This is a genomic window from Hyalangium minutum (genome assembly GCF_000737315.1).
In the GTDB taxonomy this organism is placed as follows: domain Bacteria; phylum Myxococcota; class Myxococcia; order Myxococcales; family Myxococcaceae; genus Hyalangium; species Hyalangium minutum.
On the sequence record NZ_JMCB01000022.1, the window covers coordinates 176346 to 195046 of the forward strand.

14 protein-coding genes are annotated in these 18701 nt (G+C 70.5%); 5 read left to right on the top strand and 9 right to left on the bottom strand.

The window, feature by feature from the left end; all coding sequences use genetic code 11:
* Positions 1-317: 317 nt before the first annotated feature.
* Positions 318-992: a response regulator gene (locus DB31_RS38385; RefSeq protein ID WP_044197568.1), complete on the top strand. Its 675-nt coding sequence runs from the start codon at positions 318-320 to the stop codon at positions 990-992.
* Positions 993-1013: 21 nt separating this feature from the next.
* On the opposite strand, the gene DB31_RS38390 is transcribed toward DB31_RS38385, so the two are convergent.
* From DB31_RS38390 to DB31_RS38405, 4 genes are read right to left on the bottom strand one after another with little or no spacing between them, the layout of a single operon-like run.
* Positions 1014-3854, bottom strand: a complete 2841-nt coding sequence (locus tag DB31_RS38390; protein WP_044197570.1) for a bpX6 domain-containing protein — start codon at positions 3852-3854, stop codon at positions 1014-1016.
* Entirely contained in the window at positions 3851-5647 is a 1797-nt protein-coding gene (locus tag DB31_RS38395) for a hypothetical protein (RefSeq protein ID WP_044197572.1), read from the bottom strand. Before DB31_RS38395 ends, DB31_RS38390 begins: the two co-directional genes overlap by 4 nt.
* Entirely contained in the window at positions 5644-6099 is a 456-nt protein-coding gene (locus DB31_RS38400) for a bpX5 domain-containing protein (protein WP_044197574.1), read from the bottom strand. The genes DB31_RS38395 and DB31_RS38400 overlap by 4 nt, the downstream gene beginning before the upstream one ends.
* Positions 6099-7262, bottom strand: a complete 1164-nt coding sequence (locus DB31_RS38405) for an AAA family ATPase (protein WP_044197577.1) — start codon at positions 7260-7262, stop codon at positions 6099-6101. Before DB31_RS38405 ends, DB31_RS38400 begins: the two co-directional genes overlap by 1 nt.
* Positions 7263-7363: 101 nt before the next feature.
* Between DB31_RS38405 and DB31_RS38410 the strand changes: the two genes are divergently transcribed.
* On the top strand, positions 7364-7954 hold the full coding sequence (locus DB31_RS38410) for a hypothetical protein (RefSeq protein WP_044197689.1): 591 nt from the start codon (positions 7364-7366) through the stop codon (positions 7952-7954).
* Positions 7955-7986: 32 nt separating this feature from the next.
* Positions 7987-8700 carry an esterase family protein gene (locus tag DB31_RS38415; protein ID WP_044197579.1) on the top strand — a complete coding sequence of 238 codons (714 nt, stop codon included), beginning with the start codon at positions 7987-7989 and terminating at the stop codon, positions 8698-8700.
* Between the two features lie 7 nt (positions 8701-8707).
* On the opposite strand, the gene DB31_RS38420 is transcribed toward DB31_RS38415, so the two are convergent.
* From DB31_RS38420 to DB31_RS38440, 5 genes are all read right to left on the bottom strand, one after another.
* Positions 8708-9208: a hypothetical protein gene (locus DB31_RS38420; protein ID WP_157232375.1), complete on the bottom strand. Its 501-nt coding sequence runs from the start codon at positions 9206-9208 to the stop codon at positions 8708-8710.
* Between the two features lie 213 nt (positions 9209-9421).
* Positions 9422-10798, bottom strand: coding sequence for an MATE family efflux transporter (locus DB31_RS38425; RefSeq protein WP_044197583.1), 1377 nt, complete (start codon positions 10796-10798; stop codon positions 9422-9424).
* 119 nt (positions 10799-10917) lie between these two features.
* Complete coding sequence (locus tag DB31_RS38430; RefSeq protein WP_044197585.1) at positions 10918-13059, bottom strand: beta-propeller domain-containing protein; 2142 nt, start codon at positions 13057-13059, stop codon at positions 10918-10920.
* A gap of 132 nt (positions 13060-13191) precedes the next feature.
* On the bottom strand, positions 13192-14367 hold the full coding sequence (locus tag DB31_RS38435; RefSeq protein ID WP_240487136.1) for a TIGR02266 family protein: 1176 nt from the start codon (positions 14365-14367) through the stop codon (positions 13192-13194).
* A gap of 150 nt (positions 14368-14517) precedes the next feature.
* Entirely contained in the window at positions 14518-16335 is a 1818-nt protein-coding gene (locus DB31_RS38440) for an Hsp70 family protein (protein ID WP_044197691.1), read from the bottom strand.
* A 150-nt stretch (positions 16336-16485) separates the two neighbouring features.
* Here DB31_RS38440 and atpH point away from each other — a divergent pair, with 150 nt between their 5' ends.
* Both atpH and DB31_RS38450 read left to right on the top strand, forming a co-directional pair.
* Positions 16486-17031 (top strand): ATP synthase F1 subunit delta, encoded by a 546-nt coding sequence (gene atpH / locus DB31_RS38445; RefSeq protein ID WP_044197590.1) that lies wholly within the window; start codon positions 16486-16488, stop codon positions 17029-17031.
* A gap of 156 nt (positions 17032-17187) precedes the next feature.
* Entirely contained in the window at positions 17188-18678 is a 1491-nt protein-coding gene (locus DB31_RS38450; protein WP_240487138.1) for a sensor histidine kinase, read from the top strand.
* Positions 18679-18701: the final 23 nt, after the last annotated feature.

An 18701-nucleotide genomic window follows, 5' to 3' on the forward strand; every position in this document is an offset into this window, starting at 1 on the left:
CAGCTCATGCAGGACGCACTCGCGCACGGCCGCTGGGCATGCGGAGAGCACCCGCACAGCCTGGGGCGTGAGCTGGAGTCGGAAGGCCATCGGTCCTGTCCAAAATGAGCATGGCCCCAGGATCGATCAAGCGGCCCAGCGCCCTCTGAACACGAACGTCGAAGATCGAGCGGTGACCGGGCACCCGGGTGGGGCACGGAGCACCACCGCTGTAATAAACCGGACGATCGCCTCTGTACCCCTGGGGGCCCAGGCCCGCTGGATTGCTCAACTTGGACAGAGCCTGTACAGAGACTCTCCGTCCAGGGAGAGTCCGCATGGCTGTCGAGCAGCTGCTCGTCGTAGAGGATGATCCGGCTTGGCGGGTGTCTCTGAGAGAGACGGCCCGCGCGGAAGGCTGCCTCGTGGAGGTGGCCCGGGACGGTGAGGAAGCGCTCTCGTACCTGAGCGACCGCGCGTGCCCCCGGCCCAACCTCGTGGTGATGGACCTCATGATGCCGCGGGTGGATGGATGGGAGCTCTATGGGCGGATGCGCGCCGATGAGGAGCTGCGCCACATCCCCGTGCTGATGATGTCGGTGGCGAACCAGCAGGTGAATCTGGGCGGCGTGGTGGGCTTCCTGCGCAAGACCGTGCCGCAGGACGTGATGCTCGGGGAGCTGCGCGAGCGCCTGCGCCGCTTCGATGTCCTGCCGCCCCCGGTCGGGACTTCGCAGCCCTACGCCTTGCGGTTCACCGAGGAGTCCGCGCTCGCGCTGGACACGCTGCCCGGGCCCCTGCGCCAGTTGCTGCGCCAGCGCCTGTACCGCGCCGCGGAGCTGGCCGGGGGCGAGCTGCCACTGATGTCCACGTGGCTGATGGCGCTGCCCGGCACCCCGCCCTCGCTGCTGGTGACGTCGGAGGGTGTCCGCGTGGTGCTGGAGGTGGATGACGGAGCGCGCCAGCTCATCGCCTCCGTGGTCATCATCCCGCCGCACCTGCCGCGCTCCTGAGGCCGCGGGCGGCTCCCGCGCTCATTGGATGGGCACGCGCCGCGCGGTGCCCTCACTCAAGTCCACCCGGAGCAGGCGGCCCGCACTGTCGAAGAGGAGCAGCTCGCTCCCCGAGAAGCGGGCCCGCACACGCGCCTCTCCCTCGAAGAGGAAGCGCGCCCGGGACGAACCGGCCTTGCCGGTGAGCTTCACCTCGTGGCCCTCGGCGGCGCTCTCGATGAACAGCGTCCACGGCGGCGAGAACATCAGACCGTCCACCCTCACCACTTGGCCCGTAGCCGCGTCCAGGTTCACCATCGGCAGGCCGTCTCCCGGCCGGCGCGAGGCACGTGAGCGCAGCGTGGGTCCTCCGGGGAGCGCGTAGGTCCACATCTGCGGATCGTCTCCCCAGGTGGCGAAGCGGAGTGACTCCGCGTCCGCCTCGAGCGCCACCACCGCGCCGCCCACTTGGGACACGCGCCAGAGCGCGCGCAGGCCGTCGGCGGCCAGCGCATCCACCGCCAGCACCGTGTCGGCCTCGGCCAGGAACCACAGGCTGCCGTCGTAGCTGGGGGCAAAGGCATCCACCTTCGCGTCGCACCAGTGCGTGGCGCGCCGGGGGCCGGGCTCGATGCGGGAGATGCGCTGGAGCTCTCCCCGAGGCGCCAGCGCCAACACCCGGTCCTCGTGCACCGAGGGTACCAGCGAGAAGGCGGGCACGTCGAAGTGCGCCGCGCAGCTGCCATCCGCGCGCACCAGCCGCACCCCCGCCTCGCCCAGCGCCAGCAGCACGCGCTGGCTCGACAGCGCCACCGCGTCATGGATGGGATAGGGACCGGCCTCGGTGGCGGAGATCCGCGCCTGCAACAGGGGCGCGTCGTGCTCGTCGGCCCAGCCGCGGCGCCGGGGATCCGCGATGGCCGGCAGGTCCGCTCGCAGCGTGCCGTCTCCCACGTCCCTCAGCAGGCGCGTGAGGAAGGCCGAGTCGATGCGCGTGTGGTTCGCGGCCCGGTCCCTCAGCAGCGCGCGCACCGAGGGCCCCACCAGCGCCGCGCGAGGCTCCGAGCGCGGCTCGGAGGCGAGCACCTCCGAGAAGGCGAAGCGCTCCGCGGCGCGCTCCTGGCGCTCGTCCTCCAGCAGCTCCAGCGCCTGGGGCCGTGCCGCGTCGAAGGAGGCCGGGAAGGCCGAGATGAGCCGGGCCAGGGCTCGCGCTCCGCCCACGCCTCCCACCGTGACGCCCTGCTCCAGCCAGGCGCGCGCCAGGGGACGGGCGTCCTCCAGCGGCCAGACCACCACCGTGGCGCGCAGGTAGTCCCCAGCCTCGGCCAGCGTCTCCGCCCAGAGCAGGCGCAGCGTGCGCGCCTCGGCGGGGTGCGTGCGCTCCAGCCGCAGCACCGCGTCCGGGAAGGCCCCGCTGCGCCGGGCGATGGCCACCGCGCGCCGGAGATCCTTCGCGAGCAGCCACTGGCGCACCACCAGACCGGGTGGCAGTCCCCGCCCCTCCGCGAGCTCGGCCGCGAGCTTCAGGCGCCCGTGCTTCTCCAGGAAGGACACGGCCTCCTCGTGCGCGCCCAGCAGCTCGGTGAGGACGAAGGCGGCCTCGTCGATGCGGCCCTCGCGCTCCAACTTCTTGAAGGCCGCGCGGTAGCGCTCCTTGAGCGCCGCGTAGATCTGCTGGCCCCCGCCGAAGACGGACGCGCCTCCGCCGCGCTGGGGTTGGATGGCGAGGCTCTCGCGCGGCCCCGGAAGTCCCAAGGCGATGCGCGCCGACTCCGACAACTTCTCATTCCCGAGCGGGATGGCGTAGCGCAGCGCCTCCTCAAGGTTACCCTGCTCGAACATGTCGAAGAGGCGCTGGACGTACTCCGCCTTGCGCTGCCCCAGCATCGGGCCCAGGGGGGTGTTCCGCAGCAGCCACTCGGAGAGGCGCGAGAAGAGCCCCGGGCCTCGTGGTGGGGGAGGCGTGGCGGGAGCTCCCGGCGACGAGCGGCCCCTGCTCGCCTCTCTCAGCCGCCCGAGCATGCGCGACAGCCACGAGGGCTTCACCTCTTGCTGGGCCTCACGGGCCTGGGCGGCCGAGCCCTTCCCCGAGGGCAGTGCGGGCCTGGCCGTGGCACCGGCTCCTCCGGAGCCCAGCGTGCGCTGGAGCCAGGACGCGAGCCGACGCAGGGCTGAGGGAGCGGTGCCATCGGCGGAGGCCTTTCCGGCGCGGGCACTGGCGGTCTTCTGGGCCTCGGTGATGGGAGTGCCCTTCTCGCCTCGCAGCCACGCACTCAGCCGGTCCCACAGGGAGGCGCGCGCACCCATCGCCTTCGCGGCCTGAAGCCCCTGAGGCACCTCACGGCCTTCCATGCGCGCCCGCATGGCCTCGGCCTCGGGATCCGGAGGAGGAACACCTTGGAAGAGGCTGCGCGTGGGCTTCTCGACGGACTCCAGCACCTGCACGGGAGGCGGAGGCGCTCCGAGCCCCTTCACGGGAACAGGGGTCCAGCCGGAGACATCGAGCCACGCGGCCACGTCGATTCGCCGGGAGGGCTCCGCCGGGAACACCTCCGCGTGGCCCGCGAGCACCAGCACGAGCGAGCCAGGAGGCGGAGCCAAGCGCTCACGCTCCACGGCCGAGAGTGGCGCGGACAGCAGCACGCCATGCTCCAGCGTGAGGGGCAGCCCGGGAGCGGTCTCACAGTCCACCGGCCGGGGCCGGGGCAGCCGCAGGAGGAAGCCGCCCGCCAGCGCGAAGACGGTGGTGCCCGGCGTCCACGCGGCGAGCACGCGGCTTCGGACGCCGCGCTCCCCGAGCAGCGAGGGAGCAAACCAAAAGGCGGCCGCCACCACGTGGCCGCGGTGGAGGTGCAGCCGGGGCCTGAGGGGAGACGCGCTCACGAGCCCACCTCGGGTGCTGCGCGGTAGAGGGCCATGCCCTGAGTGAGGCTCCACACCAGGAGCTCTCCTTTCACCGTGAGCCACGTGAGCACGGGCAGGCCATGGCTCACGGCGGAGTGCACCACGTCATCCGAGGCACGCGCCACCACCTGGCTCTCACTGATGCCCACCAGAGAGAAGGTGCGCCGATCTTGCCCGAGCAACACCAGCGCCGGAGCCCGGCTCTCCGTGTTGAAGGTGGCCACTCCCACCACGCGCGAGCCCACGGGTACATAGATTGGAAGGTTGCCCTTCGCGAGCAGCACCTGCCAGGTGCCAGGCTTGTGGCGCAGCGCGAGCAACCCAGCCTCGGGGTGGCCCCCCATGGCCGCATGATGGCCGAGGAACGCGTCACCATCTCCTGGCCCGAGCGGCAGGTGGCGCTGTTGGTGGTCCTCCAGGATCCCCAGCCACACGCCATCCATCGAGGAGCCCGGCTGAGGCGTCATCACGAAGACCGGCTTGCGATTCACCTCGGCAAGGGCACTGGTCTGGCTGGACAGCAGCGCCGGGCCTTGCTGGCTGACGATGAAGAGGCGGCCCTCGCTGTCGCGCACCACGATGCGCTCGCGGCCGCCCTCGACAATCGAGGTGGCGAGCCCCGGAGCATGATTCGCCGGAGGAGCGTCCGGCAGCAGCCCCTCGTAGCCCAGATAGGGGATGCCGCGAGGCCGGTAGCCACCGGGTGCGCTCTTCACGCCACCGTGGACCCACAGGACCTTGTCGTCGCGGGTGAGCACGAGCAGCCCGCCATTGCGGCGCCAGCCAGCGGCCACCAGCCGGTGCCCATCGGGAGGCTGGAAGCGCCGGGGCTTGGGCGTGGTGGCGCGCGCCGAGTGCGGAATGGGTTGTGCGGCCACGCCCCCATCCTGGCGGATGAAGATGAGCCGCGTGCCATCCGCGGAGAAGAAGAACGACCGGAAGCGGCCCGCGCTGCTCAGCCGCACCGGCTTCGGAGCACGCGTGCTGAACGGATCCCGAAGCAGCCGCACGCAGTCGTCCGCGGGAGGCAGCTCCAGCTCCACGGAGGTGGGAGCGCGGGCGATGCGCCGCACGGCGACCGAGAGCCGGCGGACGCTCGGGGCCACCACCTCTTCCACCTCGATGCGGGACAGCTTCGAGGCCTCGCTCAGACGGCCGAGGCGCGAGCTCCCCACGAGCCACGCGTCCTCCGGCGCCGAGCCCAGCTCCAGCGCCTCGCGCCACCGGGCCACGTGGGCATCCGTAACGGGGGCTGCGGTGCGGGCGGCGAGCCAGGTCTGGATGCTGGCGGGAGTCACAGCGTTGAAGGGCACGCGCCCGGACGAGTCCTGGAGCACGCACCAGGCGAACTCGGCACCGGCGGCCTCGGCGCGGCGCTGCAGCACGACGAGCGTCGCGAGGTGGGCGATGCGAGGGGAGCCCAGCTGATCCGGCCCCGCGTCCAGCAGCGCCACGGTGCGCCGGGAGCCCTGAGGCTGCTTGAAGGCGGGCTTGAGGAAGGCGTGCTCGCCGAAGGCCGCGCGGCGGATGAACTCGTCGGGAGACTCCAGGGCGTAGAGCCACTCGGTGAGCAGGAGCCGCTCGTAGGGGCCACGGCGGGTGAGCCCGTCATAGCCCTGGGGCTCGCCGCCCTCCGTCTCACCGCGAGGCCGGAGCGCGCCGATTGCCGCCGCGAGCCGCGCCACATAGGGCCCCAGGCTGAGCGCGAGCTCCTCCGGGAAGAGAGAGAGCTGCAACGCCCACGGACGCAGCGGGGCAGGCAGTTGGCTCACGGCGAGCCCTCCTCGGTCTTCAGCCACGAGGCCAGCGTCACACGGGCCACGGGCCGCGCGGCCCCCAGGGGGATGAGGAGCCCCGGGCGCGGGAGCACGGCGAGCGGTGTCCCCGAGGCGGCGTGAGCCACGAGCGCCCGCTCGAGCAGCGCAGGTGCCACATCGGAGGCGAGCGCGCACGGCAGCAGCAGCGAGGGCGCAGCGGCATCCTTCCCCAGGTACACGGCGCCATCCACCCAGGGCAGGGAGTCCGTCTGTCCCAGCAACACCAGCACGCCTGGGCCCGCCACCCCACTCCACGCGCCGAGCTGCTTCTCCTCGGCGGCCAGAGCCCTCCGCGCGAGCGCGAGCGCCACCGGCCCCACACCCGCGACAGCGAGTGCAGTCAACGGCTCGGACCGGGGACTCCACGTCACCGGCAGCCGCGCAGGAGCTGGAGTCAGCCCGCCCATCACGCCTGCGCCACGGCCTGGGCCGGGCCTTCAATGGCCGCGCGAATCTCCTCTCGCAGCACCTGGAGATCCGGCGGCAGCGCCTCGGGAGCAAAGCCCGCGTCCATCTCGCGCACCACGCCCTCGAGCTTGAGCCGCCACGCCGCGTAGTCCTCTGCGGCGCCGCTCACGGGCACCTGGTTCATCACCTCGCGCCCGGCCCGAGCAATGCGCTGGGCTCGCGCCAGAGGGCCCGCGCTCGCCTCCAGCGCCGCCGCCGCGAGCGCCGGGTTCTCCGTGGCGGCCAGCAAGTCGCGCAGCACCTCGCGCGCCAGGGCCTGCCCCTCCTTGGTCGGCACCGCGTAGATGAGCGGCCACAGATCCGCCACGCCTGGAGACTGCCGCCCTGCCAGCGCCGCCGCGGCCGCCATGAGCCGCTGCACCTTCACCGCGCGCCGGTCCGACAGCCCGATACCTGCCGCTCTCAGCATGCGCAGCGCATGCGCCAGGTGCGGGCGCACCGGAGCGAGGTCCGCCTCCTGCGCCACCCGCGCCAGCACATCCAGCGCCTCCAGCGAGGCCTTCCGTGCCTCTACCTCGCGCCAGAGCGAGGCCCCGCCCGCCAGCAGCTCCTCCAGCTGCGGATCCGGCACGGGCTCCACATAGATGCGCGCCAGGAACCGGTCCGCGAACGCCGCCAGCGACTCCTCCTCGGGCAGCGCGTTGGAGGCGCCCACACACACCCGCAGGGGCACCTTCATCCGCGTATGTCCCCGCCGGAAGGTGCGCTCATTGAGCACCCCGAGCAGCGTGTTGAGAATGGCGGTGGAGCCGAGGAACACCTCGTCCAGGAAGGCGACCTCGGCCTCGGGCAGCATGCCGGTGGTCTCCGTCTCCACGGTGCCCTCGCGCAGCTTGCGCAGATCCACCGGGCCGAAAATCTCGGAGGGCTCGGTGAAGCGGCCAAGCAAGTACTCGAAGTAGCTGCCCCCCAGGGCCCGCGCGGTGCGGCGGACGGCCTCGCTCTTGGCGGTACCGGGCGGGCCGATGACGAGCAGGTGCTCACCGGCCACGGCGGACAGCGCCACCAGCTCCACCATGGCCTCGCGCTCGACCAGGCCCCGGCCCGCGTCGGCGAGGGCATCCCGGAGCGAACCGGCAGCCTCTTCAAAAGTCAGGGACATGGCGCGCAGTGTACGAGGCCGGACGCCCGATTCCGAACGCTGACTCAGACCGGGGGGGCGGTGGACCGGCCCCCGCCCCTGTGGGCTAGTCTTCCCGGGTGATGCGACGTTCAAGAGAGTTCGGGACCTTCATCGCGGTGCTCCTCTGGGCAGCGGTGGCCCAGGCAGGCGAGTGGCGCGGGTACCTCGGGCTGGGCGCCGGCATGGCGCTGGACCGCTACAGCGAGTGGGACGCCAAGGGCGCCGCCATCAACGTGTACTTCGGGGTCGAGGCTCCCATTGGCCTCTCCGTGGGCGTCTACGCCGAGGCCGCGGAGACGTGGGGCCAGAAGTTTGAGGACCTACAACAGAGCTCCTCCAGCCGGGTGCAGCTGGACTACCGGCAATACGGCCTGGAGGTGCGCTTCCGCGGGTTCCGGGAGCGGATGATCTCTCCATGGGTGTCGCTCCGGCTGGCCCGCAGCACCTCCACGCCGCAGACGCCGGACGAGTTCGGCCAGCTGGTGCGCCAGGAGTTCCAGGCCCTGGGTGGGGCGGTGCGCTTCGGGCTGGACTGGTGGCTGGGGATGAACTGGGGCATCACCGGGGCCACGTCCTGGCAGTGGTGCGACGTGCGCTACGAGAAGGAGTCCGTGCGCGAGTGCGCCAAGCCCATCAACACCCTCCTCCTGGGGCCCACTGTTCGCTTCTGACTTGCCGCGTCAGGCGCTAAGGTGATGCGCCTATGAACCGCGAATATCACCGTTGGTACAGCCACCGCCTGGGCCGAGAGATGGAGCTGCTGCTCTACGGGCACGGCGGAGAGCCGGTGATTCTGCTGCCCACGAGCCGGGGCCGCTTCTACCAGAACGAGGACTTCGGGCTGGTGGGGGCCCTCGCGGATCGGATTCAGGCAGGCCGCTACCTGGTGGTGTGCCCGGACGGCATCGACGAGGAGAGCTGGCTCAACAGGTGGGCGCACCCGCATGACCGGGTGGCCCGGCACGAGGCCTATGAGGGCTACCTCCTCCACGAGGTGGTGCCGCTGGTGAGGAGCCGCAGCAGCGGTGGCCGGCTGACGCTGGGCGGCTGCAGCTTCGGCGGCTTCCATACGTTCAACACGGGGCTGCGCCACCCGCGCGTCTTCCAGCGGCTGCTCTCCCTGAGCGGCAAGTTCGAGACGGAGCCGTTCCTCGACGGCTACCACGACGAGAAGGTGTACTTTCACTCGTGCCTGCAGTGGCTGCCGAACGTGTCGGACTGGGGCCAGCTGCACGCGCTTCAGCAGGTGGAGATGATCCTCGCCGCGGGCGAGCACGACTTCTGCCGCGGCTCCAACGAGAACCTCTCGAAGTTGCTGTGGCAGAAGGACATCGGCAACCACCTGGCCATCTGGGGCGGCGGCATCCACGACTGGCCCACGTGGCGGGACATGATCCGGACGTACCTGCCCTGGTAACCCCCGCTCAGAGGTGCGTGACGTCGAAGCGGTAGTCGAAGTCGGCCGAGGTGAAGTTCTTGCATTGGGCCACGCGCATCTCTCCCTGAAGGGAGAGCACCACGCGGCCCGCGAGCCGGCCGCCCGCGTTGTGCTCCAGCTCCAGCCGGCCCTCGAGCTGCTGAGCCAGGGGCTCGCGCCGGCCCAGTGAGTAGCACACCACCGAGGCCCACGCCGTGGTCACCACCGGCGAGTGCCCAGAGCCTGCGGTAAAGGTGGCCGGAGTGGAACTGGTCGCCACCGCGACCTGCGCCTCGCCATGGATGGGCAGCGTGGCGGGCGCACTCACCGCGCTCAGCGCCGCAGGGTCCAAGTAGATGCGCAGGCAGAGGGTCTGCTCGTCATCGGCCAGCTCGGGCGTCGGATCCTTGCTGCACGTGCGGAGCACCCACGTATCCGTGCCCACCAGCTCGGTGGCGATCTCGGCGAAGGCCTCCCCCTCCCCGCCCTCGATGTTCCCTCGGAACACAAGGTCTCCGTTGGGAGAGGTGTCCTTTTCAGAAGCGCCTGGGCTCTCCTGCCCACAGGCGGACAGGGTGAGCAGGAGGACCGCGCTACCCATGAACAGTCGAGACAGTGAAGGGCTCATGCCGGCCAGGGCTGCAAGCCGGGTGCCCGGAACTCTCCGAGGGAGGGCGCGGCGCGAACACCGGCCCCGCCTCGAATTTTCATGGGCTGCGTTTCAGGCTTCCAAGGGGCGCAGCGTTTCGGAGCTCAGCCGGTGGAAGCGCCACAGCAGGGCAATGGCCACGGCGATGAGGCCCGCGCACAGGCCCCACCAGATGCCGATGATGCCCTGGTTCAGCCCGAAGCCGAGCACCAGCGACAGCGGCAGACCGATGGCGTAGTGCCCCACCATGTTGGCCACGAACGTGAAGCGCGTATCTCCCGCCCCGCGCAGCACGCCCGCGCCCACGCCCTGAACGCCGTCGAACACCTGGAAGACGGCGCACACCATCAGCAAGGGCACCAGCAGGGGCACCACTTCTTCCGAGGCCCCCGCCAGCTGAGACAGCGGGCCTGGGAAGAGGGCAAACACCAACGCCGACAGGGTCATGAAGCCCGCGCCGCCCGCGAAGGCGACGAAGCCGCTCAGGCGAGCCTGGGGCGTGTTGCGAGCGCCCACCGCCCAGCCCACGCGCACGCTGCCCGCGTTGCCAATGCCCACGGCGATGGTGAAGGAGAGGCTGCCAAAGCTCAGGGCAATCTGGTGCGCGCCCATGCTCGCCTGCCCCAGCTTGAAGGCCAGGGTGCCCGCGAGCGCAAAGACGCCGATCTCCGCCGCGAGGTGCAGGCCGATGGGCAACCCCACCCCCAGGGCCTGCCTCAGGTCCGCCCACACCGGGCGGCGCACCGGCTTCACCCCCGCTTCGCCCAGGCTGCGCAGCGCGTAGAGGATGATGCCGAGCTGGAGAAACATGCCGAGCAAGGTGGCCAGCGCCGCACCCGCTGCGCCCATGGCGGGGATGTTCCTCAGGGGCCCAAAGCCCTCGGGCAGCACGCCTCCGCCAAAGACGAGGAGGATGTCCGCGCCCAGGTTGAAGATGTTGGCGGCCACGGTGGCCACCACCAGGGGCCGGGTATGCCCGGCGGACTGCAGGTAGCCGCGCACCGTGAGGAACGCGAGCATCGGCACCATGCTGGGCGCGCGCCAATACAGGTAGGCGCGGGTCTCGGACAGCTCCTCGCGGTTGTAGCCGAAGAAGGGCAGCACCTCGGGCACCACCACCACCAGGGTGGCCAGCACCAGTCCGGCGAAGAGCGCCATCCACCCGCCTTGCCACAGCAGCGCGCGGGCCCGGGAGGCGTTCTTCGCTCCGAAGGCCTGAGACGACAGCGGGTCGAAACCCATCATCAGCCCCATGCCCAGGCCGCTCACGGCGAAGAAGAGGCTGTTGGCCAACCCCACCGCGGCCAGGGCCGAGGTGCCGGCACGCCCGACCACCAGGGTGTCGACCAGGCCCATGAGCGATTGGCCGCCCTGAGCGATGGCGATGGGGATGGCGAGCTTCATCAGCTCGCGGAACTCCTCGCGACGGGACTTCACGGGCGCAGACATGGACACGCCGCCTATAGCAGGCTTCTCGCACCCTGCTGACCCGCAAAAAAAAAAGCGGTCGGCTCGCATCCCCCGAGGGAGCCGACCGCCAATCCCTCTGCAGAGGGGGGTGTTGCGGGTTACGGCGTGAAGAAGTCCGGCTGGAAGTACGACGTGGCCAACGGCACCTGCAGGTTGTTGACGTGAGCCACGCGCACGCCCGCGTCGGTGATGGCGTAGACATAGTCATCGGCCATCACGCTGCGCCGAACGGCGGGCGTCCAGTACCACGACCAGTACCGGTTGTTGAAGGACCGATACACGTCCGTCATGGAAACAGCGCCCACTGGGGTGAAGCCCGTGGAGGCGTCCACGCGGAAGACGCGCAGCTCGCTCCGGAAGCCGCTCCAGTAGTCAGACGCGTCGGGCAGGTAATCCGAGAACGGGATGGCGAGCAGCCCCTTGGCCGGGAAGTAGTTGAAGGCCTTGTGCTCGTACTGGGCCTCGCTCCAGCCATACGCGGTGCCGACCAGCTGGGTGAACGTCTCCCGCGGGTTGGCCAGGTCGGACACGTCGAACATGGACAGCTTCAGGGCGCGCTGGCGCCAGTCCGTCTGGTTCTCCGGAATATGGGTGCCGATGGTGATGAGGTGGTTCTCATCCAGCGGGTGGATGTAGCTGGAGAAGCCCGGCACCTTGAGCTCGCCCACCTTGCGGGGGTGCTCCGGATCGCTCAGGTCGAAGGTGAAGAGCGGATCCACCTGCCGGAAGGTGACGACGTAGCCCTTGTTGCCCAGGAAGCGGGCGCTGTAGATGCGCTCGCCCTTGGCCAGCTCCTCGGTCTGCCCCAGCAGGTCCAGCCGCCCACCCTTCTCGCGGAAGGTGAAGAGGCGATTGGTGGTCTCCGTGCGGCCCCACGGGTTGTCGCCGTCCTTCTTGTACGTGGCGATGGTGGTGGCCACGCGCAGTACGCCCTGGTGCTCGTCCATGCTGAACTGGTTGAGCAGGTGTCCTTCCACCACGCCGCTGCCCACGTAGCGCGCGGTGCTCGGATCCTTCAGGTCGAACTTGTGCAGGTACGTGTAGTCCTTCTGGTTCTCCTCCGGCCACCACCACCAGTGGTTGCTGGCCAGGTAGAGGCTGTCCGTGGAGGCGTAGACCTCGCCGGGGTCCGTGATGAGGCTGGTGCGGCGCACGGTGGAATCGGCGACGGTGTTGTCCAGGCTCAGCGAGGCGACCGTGACGAAGCCCAGCTTCGCCGGCGCGTTGCTGCGGTAGAAGTCGCGGCAGTCGTAGCCCACCTCCACCCGAGTGCCGTCCGGCCGCTTGCGCCAGCCGCTCGGCAGCCACTGCTGGAGCGTCTGCTGGCGGATCAGCCGCTCGTTCTCCTCCATGATATCGTCCAGCGCGTCCTTCAGCCGGTCCTCGTCCTCCCAGAGCCCCTCGGAGTACTCGGGCCACCAGCGCACGGCCTGCGGGTAGCGGAACGAGTCATTGAGCATCAGCCGCACCGCACCCTCGGTCCGGCGCGCGTGGGCGTAGTTGCCCGGAATGAAGACCTCGTCCTCCACGTGCGGCGCCGAGAGGTTCGACACGTCCACCACCGTCACCTTGGTGGCGTTCGAGCCGTAGTAGCCGCACCCGCCGAACGGATCGCACGGCGCCACGTCCAGCAACCCGCCCGGCTTGCCGCCGCTGGAGCCACCCTGCCCCTGCAGCGCCACCTGGGAGAAGATGACGAGGCGGTTGTCCTTGAGGAACATCTCCCGGGGCCAGCCCTCCAAAGCCAGGCTCCCCACCGCGCTCAGCGACTCCGCGGGCCACGAGCTGTGCACGTAGAGCTTGCGGCCGGAGATGACGAAGATGCGGGTGCCGTCGTTCTTGATGAAGTCGGCCTCGTCCACCCCCGCCACCTGGTTGTTGGTGTCGGTGTAGTCATCCGGGCCGCGCGTCCCGCCCCCTGCGGCGTCTCCGCCCCCTCCGGGTGCTCCCGTGGTGGGGCTGGGGCTCATCGGAGGCATGGGGCCGCCGTTGTCTTCCATGGGCATGCCCACGCCGCCCCAGTACTTGCCGATCATGCGCTTCTGCCACGTCAGCTGGGAGCGCATGTCGAGGACGGCGGTGTCCTCGATGTAGGACTCCAGGTCCTCGCATTTGTCGAAGCTCGTGAGCTGCGCCTGCATCTGCACCGGCTGGTTCTCCGGGATGCCGCCGCGCTCATTGCTGCAGCCGGCCGCCCCCACCAGCGCCAGCCCGAGTCCGCCATATCGGAACCACTTCATAAACTCCTCCGTGATGCTCCGGCCCACCGGGGTGGCCCCTCAGCCACCCGGTCGCGTGTCGCGGGGCTCTGCCAGCCACGTGCCAAGGGGTGCGCGGCAGGGATTTCAGGAGCTTGGAGGGAGTGTGGCCTCTCAGAAACTTGAGGACCTCACGGGGAGGGCGAGCGAAAAACCGAGAGCCCGGGGCACGAAGCGCTGGAGCTGCGCGGCCAGAACCGTGTCCACGCGCTCCAGGCGAAGCCCCATGCCCGTGGGGGCTTGGAAGGCGGCGCCTCGGCGCAGGGGGTTGGACCAGGCCACCACCGCCTCCACGGCGGAGGGGATGCGCTGGCCCGCCAGCGTCACCCGCAGCGTGAGCCGGGCCCCCGCGCGGGCGGGCGTCAGCGTGCGGACGAAGAGGGCCTCGGGGCTCGCGTCCGAGCTGAACCCCGTCAGCGGAGGCCCATGGCGCGTGGTGAACTCCACCACGGAAAACAGTGGCACGCGCTCGGCGGCGCGGATGGGTGCCACCCCCGGTGCGAGCCGCTCCAGCACGCGCGCCACCAGCGCATCCGGCGCCATCATCCGCCGCTCCAGCAGCGGCTCGTTGATGAGCGCCCGGGCCCGTGCATGCACATCCGTGGACTCCTCCACGCCTGCCACCAGCACCAGGGGCTTGCGGGGCATCAGCTTTTGCAGCCGGCTCGCCAGCGCCAGCCCATCCTGGAAGGCGAAGGAGCGCGACACATCCACCACGAGCCCATCCAGCCGGGGGCCATGCGCCACGGCCAGCGCCTCGGCCTCCACGGCGTGCCGGGCATAGAGGACGTGGAAGCCCTCGTGCTCCAGCGCGCCTCCGAGGAACGCGCCCATGGAGCGGCTGCCCTCCACCAGCAGCACGCCCAGGCCCGGAGGAGGACCCTGCCGCGCATGCTCACGGGCCGCGCGCACCGCCAGCACCTTGGCCGTCAGCGCCTCGAACTCCACGGGCTTGGGCAGGAAGTCATCCGCCCCGGCGCGCGAGCACAGCATCACCTCGTGCGGGGCGCTGGCGCCGGTGAGCATGACGACAGGCACGCGGCCGGCGTTGGGGTGGGCCTTCAGGCGCCGGCAGGCCTCATCCCCCTGCATGCCCTCCATGCGCAGGTCCATCAGCACCATCGAGGGCACCCGACGCCCGAGCTCCGCCAGGCATGCCGCGCCGTTGTCGAACGGAATGGGCTCGCAGCCCAGCCGGGACAGGTGCTGACACACCATCTCGCGCACTGCCTCGGAGTCGTCGACGACGAAGACTTCGTCGCGCGTGTGAGCCGTCTCCAAAATGGTCACCCCCCGTAATGGAACTCCTGGGAGGTAGCCCTGGCCGGGGGATCCGACCATGTAAGGGCCTCAGCGCTGTGCGTGGGCCGACGCCCCAAGCGTACGAGGCGTAACAGGCCCTTCCGACTGAAGATCGCTTCCGGACAGTGATCGAGCCGCTCAGGACGGGCGGCCCGCGAGCACCTGTGTGAGCTGACGTGCGATGGTGGCGCACTGCTCGGCGTTGTGGGCATGGAGCGCGGCACGGCCGGTGTCGAGCAAGCTGCGCACATTGCCCACAGCGGCGTTGGCCTCGGGGGTGGGGTTCTCCTTGGCGCTGTGCTGGAGCATGCGAGCCAGCTTCTCTCCGCGCTCCAGCAGCTTGCGGAACTTCTCCTCGGCCTGGACGGCGTCCTCCTGGCCCTGCTCCTTGGCGTAGCGGGCCTGCTCTCGGGAGAGCTTCTCCGCCTCGGGCACGGGCAGGCTGGTGCGAGCCTCCAGCCGCACCTCCTCGGCCAGCCCCGAGCGCAGGTCCACCGCGCGCACCGAGAGGATGCCCTCACTGGAGAGCGCGAACGTCACCTCGATTTGCGTGTCCGCGCGGTTCCCCGCCTTCAGGTTCTTCAGCACCACCTCGCCCAGCTTGTGGCTCTCGTTCTGGAACTCGCTCTCGCCCTGGTAGATGGGGATGCGCACCTCGGCCTGGCCACCGCGGCTGGGCAGGAAGATGTCTCGCGCCACCACCGGCACCCCGGTGTTCTTGGCGATGAGCCGCTTGATGCGGCCGCCCAGCCAGCCCACGCCCAGAGACTGGCCCGCCACATCCAGCAGCAGCGCCTTGCCGGACTGGCGCACCAGCTCCTCGGCGTGCACGGCGGCGCCCAGGGCCACGGCCTCGTCCGGGTTGACGTCCTTGGACGGCACGCGGCCGAAGAAGTCCTGCACCAGCCGCTGCACCAGCGGCACGCGCGTCATGCCGCCCACCAGCAGCACCACGTCCACCGCCCGTGGATCCATTTGCGCGTCGCGCATCACGCCCTCGCACACCGCGAGGCAGCGGCGCGACAGCGGCTCGGACAGCGTCTCGAAGAAGGAGCGCGTGAGGACCGTCTCGATGCCCGTCAGCCGCCGGTTCGGCGAGTTGTAGTCCCCCAGGGCCGCCACGGAGATGACGGCCTCTTCCTGCTCGGTGAGCAGGCGCTTGGCCGTCTCGGCCGCCACCTTGAGCCGGCGCATGGAGGAGGCATCCTTGGACACGGCCTCGCGCAGGTCCTCCTCCACCTGGGCCACCAGCCACTGGACGATGCGCTGGTCGAAGTCCTCACCGCCCAGCGTCGAGTCGCCCCCGGTGGCCTTCACCTCGAAGACGCCGTCCTTCACCTCGAGGATGGACACGTCGAAGGTGCCGCCGCCCAGGTCAAAGACGAGCGCGTTGCCCTGGAAGCCGCGCGACAGCCCGTAGGCGAGCGCCGCAGCGGTGGGCTCGTTCACCAACCGCAGCACCTCCAGTCCGGCGATGGAGGCCGCCTCGCGCGTGGCCGAGCGCTGGTTGTCATCGAAGTTGGCGGGCACGGTGATGACGCAGCGGCTGACCTTGCGCCCAAAGTGGGCCTCCGCATCCAGCTTCAGCTCGCCGAGGATCATCGCCGCCACCTGGGTGACGGGGAGGACCTTGCCGGCCACACGTACGCGCACATCGCCCGTGGGGCCCGGAATCAGCGGGAAGGGCACCATCTTCCGGGCCTCTTCCATCAGCTCGGGCGTGCAGCGCCGCCCCAGGAACCGCTTGGTGGCCCACACCACGCTGTCGGGGTGCTCCTCGGCCATGCGCTGGGCGGCCGAGCCCACCACCCGCTCGCCGTCGTCATTCAGCCCCACGACGGAGGGGGTGAGCCGCCCACCCGCCCGCACGGGGATGATGCGCGTCCGGCCGTTCTCCACGGTGGCCACGGCGCTGTTGGTAGTCCCTAGATCGATGCCAATGACGGGTTCTTGCATGGCGAGCACAGGCCTGATGCGGTTCCACCGTGTGAGGGCACCTCGACTCCGGGCCAGAGGCTACCTCCGTTTCCCGCGGTCCAGCCAGATAGCGGCCTCTCACCCCAGTCATTGCCGGACAGTGGGGGCCGTGCTAAGGGCGCCTCCGCCATGGTGAACGTGTCCATCGCCCGCCGCTACGCCCGGGCCCTCCTTGACGTCGCCGCCGACGCCAACCGCATCGACGCCGTCGCTGATCAGCTCACCGCCTTCGTGAAGGCCTACGAGTCCAACCCCGAGCTGTCGGACGTGCTGCTCAACCCCGCCTTCTCGCGCAGCCAGCGCAGCCATGTGGTGGAGGCGATGATCCAGCTGACGGGCAACATCGACCCCACCCTGGCCAACGCCCTGCGGCTGCTGGTGGACCGCAACCGCCTCGTCTACCTGCCGGACATCGCCCGCGTGTACCGCGACATGGCGGATGCCCGCTCCGGCCGCGTGCGTGGCCACGTCACCAGCGCCTCCAAGCTCGCCCCGGACGCCGTGGAGCAGCTGCGCAAGAGCCTCCAGCAGCTCACCCAGCGCGACGTCATCCTCGAGTCCCGCGAGGACCCCAGCCTCCTGGGTGGCGTGTCGGCGCAGGTGGGCAGCGTCCTCTTCGACGGCAGCGTCCGCACCCAGCTGGAGCAGATGCGCCGCGCCCTCAAGCAGCAGTAGCCGCGGTACCCGTCGGCGCGGGGAGGAAATTTCCCGCGCCAGCACCCTACGCGGCAGGTTCTGTTGGCCTCTGGTCAGCCCGCAAGCCCCGCATTTCCTGTACGCCGTGAGACAGGGTATACTGCGCCACATTGTGCGGACCGAAGTCCGCGACTCTTGGCCGACCTGCTCATGGCGCAGCCCGCTCTTCCGCTCAACACCCTCGGCGCACTGCCCCTGGCGGTGCCGGAAGAGGCCCGCCCATTGCTTCAAACCCTGCTCAACGCACCAGGTTGGGCGCTGGGCTTTCTGGACCGGGAGCTGCGCCTGCGCTGGGCCAATGACACGCTGGCCGAGCTGACAGCGCATCCCCCCTCGTACCAGCTCGGCCGCCCTGTGGCGGAGCTCTGGCCGGGGCTGGCGCCCGCGCTGCTGCCGCTCTGTGCGCGCGCGCTGGCTGGAGAGGCCATTCCGGGCGAGCGGGTGGCGGTGGTGTCGGACCCGTCCCCTCAGGGGGAGAAGCTCCACCTGAGGCTCACCCTGCTGCCCGCGGTCTCCGGCGGCACCCTGGCCGGGCTCACCCTGCTGCTGCAGGACGAGACGGCCCAGGTGCGGGAAGAGGAGCTGCTGCGCGAGTCCGAGTCCCGGCTGAAGGCCCTGCTGGACCTGTCTTGCGACGGGTACCTGCTGCTGACCAAGGGCACGGTGGTGGAGGCCAGCCGCGGCAGTGCCTCGCTCTTCGGGTACACCCTGGAGGGGCTCGTGGGCCAGCCGCTCAGCCGGTTTCTGGCCCCCGAGTCCCGCAAGACGGCCCAGGACTACCAAGGGTCGGAGCTGCCGTACGAGCTGACCGTGCTGCGCCCGGGTGGCCAGCGCGTCCCCATCCAGGTGCTGGGGCGCGAAGTTCCCTTCCACGGCAAGACGGCGTTCCTGGTGGCCCTGTGGGACCTCACGGGCAAGAAGGCCGCCGAGGAGGCCGCCACGCGCGCCGAGTACCTGCGCGAGCAGCTGCTGGGCGTGGTGGGGCATGACCTGCGCACCCCGCTGAACACCCTGCAGCTGGGCATCTCGGTGCTCCAGATGGATGGGAAGCTGGAGGAGCGCCAGGCCCGCCAGCTCACCATCATGGGCCGCGCGTCCCGGCGCATGGAGCGGATGATCCATGACTTGCTGGACTTCACCCGGGCCCGGCTGGCGGGAGGCATCCCGGTGACTCCCGCGCCCATGGTCATGGGAGCGGTCGTCGAGCGCGTGGTGGAGGAGTACCGGCTGGCCCACCCCGAGCACCCCATCGTCCCCTCCGCCGAGGGCGACCTGGCGGGCCACTGGGATGAGGCGCGGCTGGCGCAGCTGCTGGACAACCTGCTGCAGAACGCCCTGCGGCACGGCTTCCAGGACATCCCCATTCAACTGAGCGTGAAGGGCGAGCCGTCCGGAGTGCTGTTGACGGTGCTGAACAAGGGCCCCCTGCTGCCTCCCGAGGAGCGCGAGGCCATCTTCGAGCCGTTCCGCCGGGGCAAGCGTCCGGCCGGCGAGGGCCTGGGGCTGGGGCTCTACATCGCCAAGCAGATCGCCGAGTCCCACGGAGGGCGCATCACCGTGGAGTCCAGCCTGGAGCAAGGCACCAGCTTCAAGGTCTGGCTGCCCCGGCGGCCCTCCTCCCGCTGAACCCGTCCTGAGGGCGGTTTCCG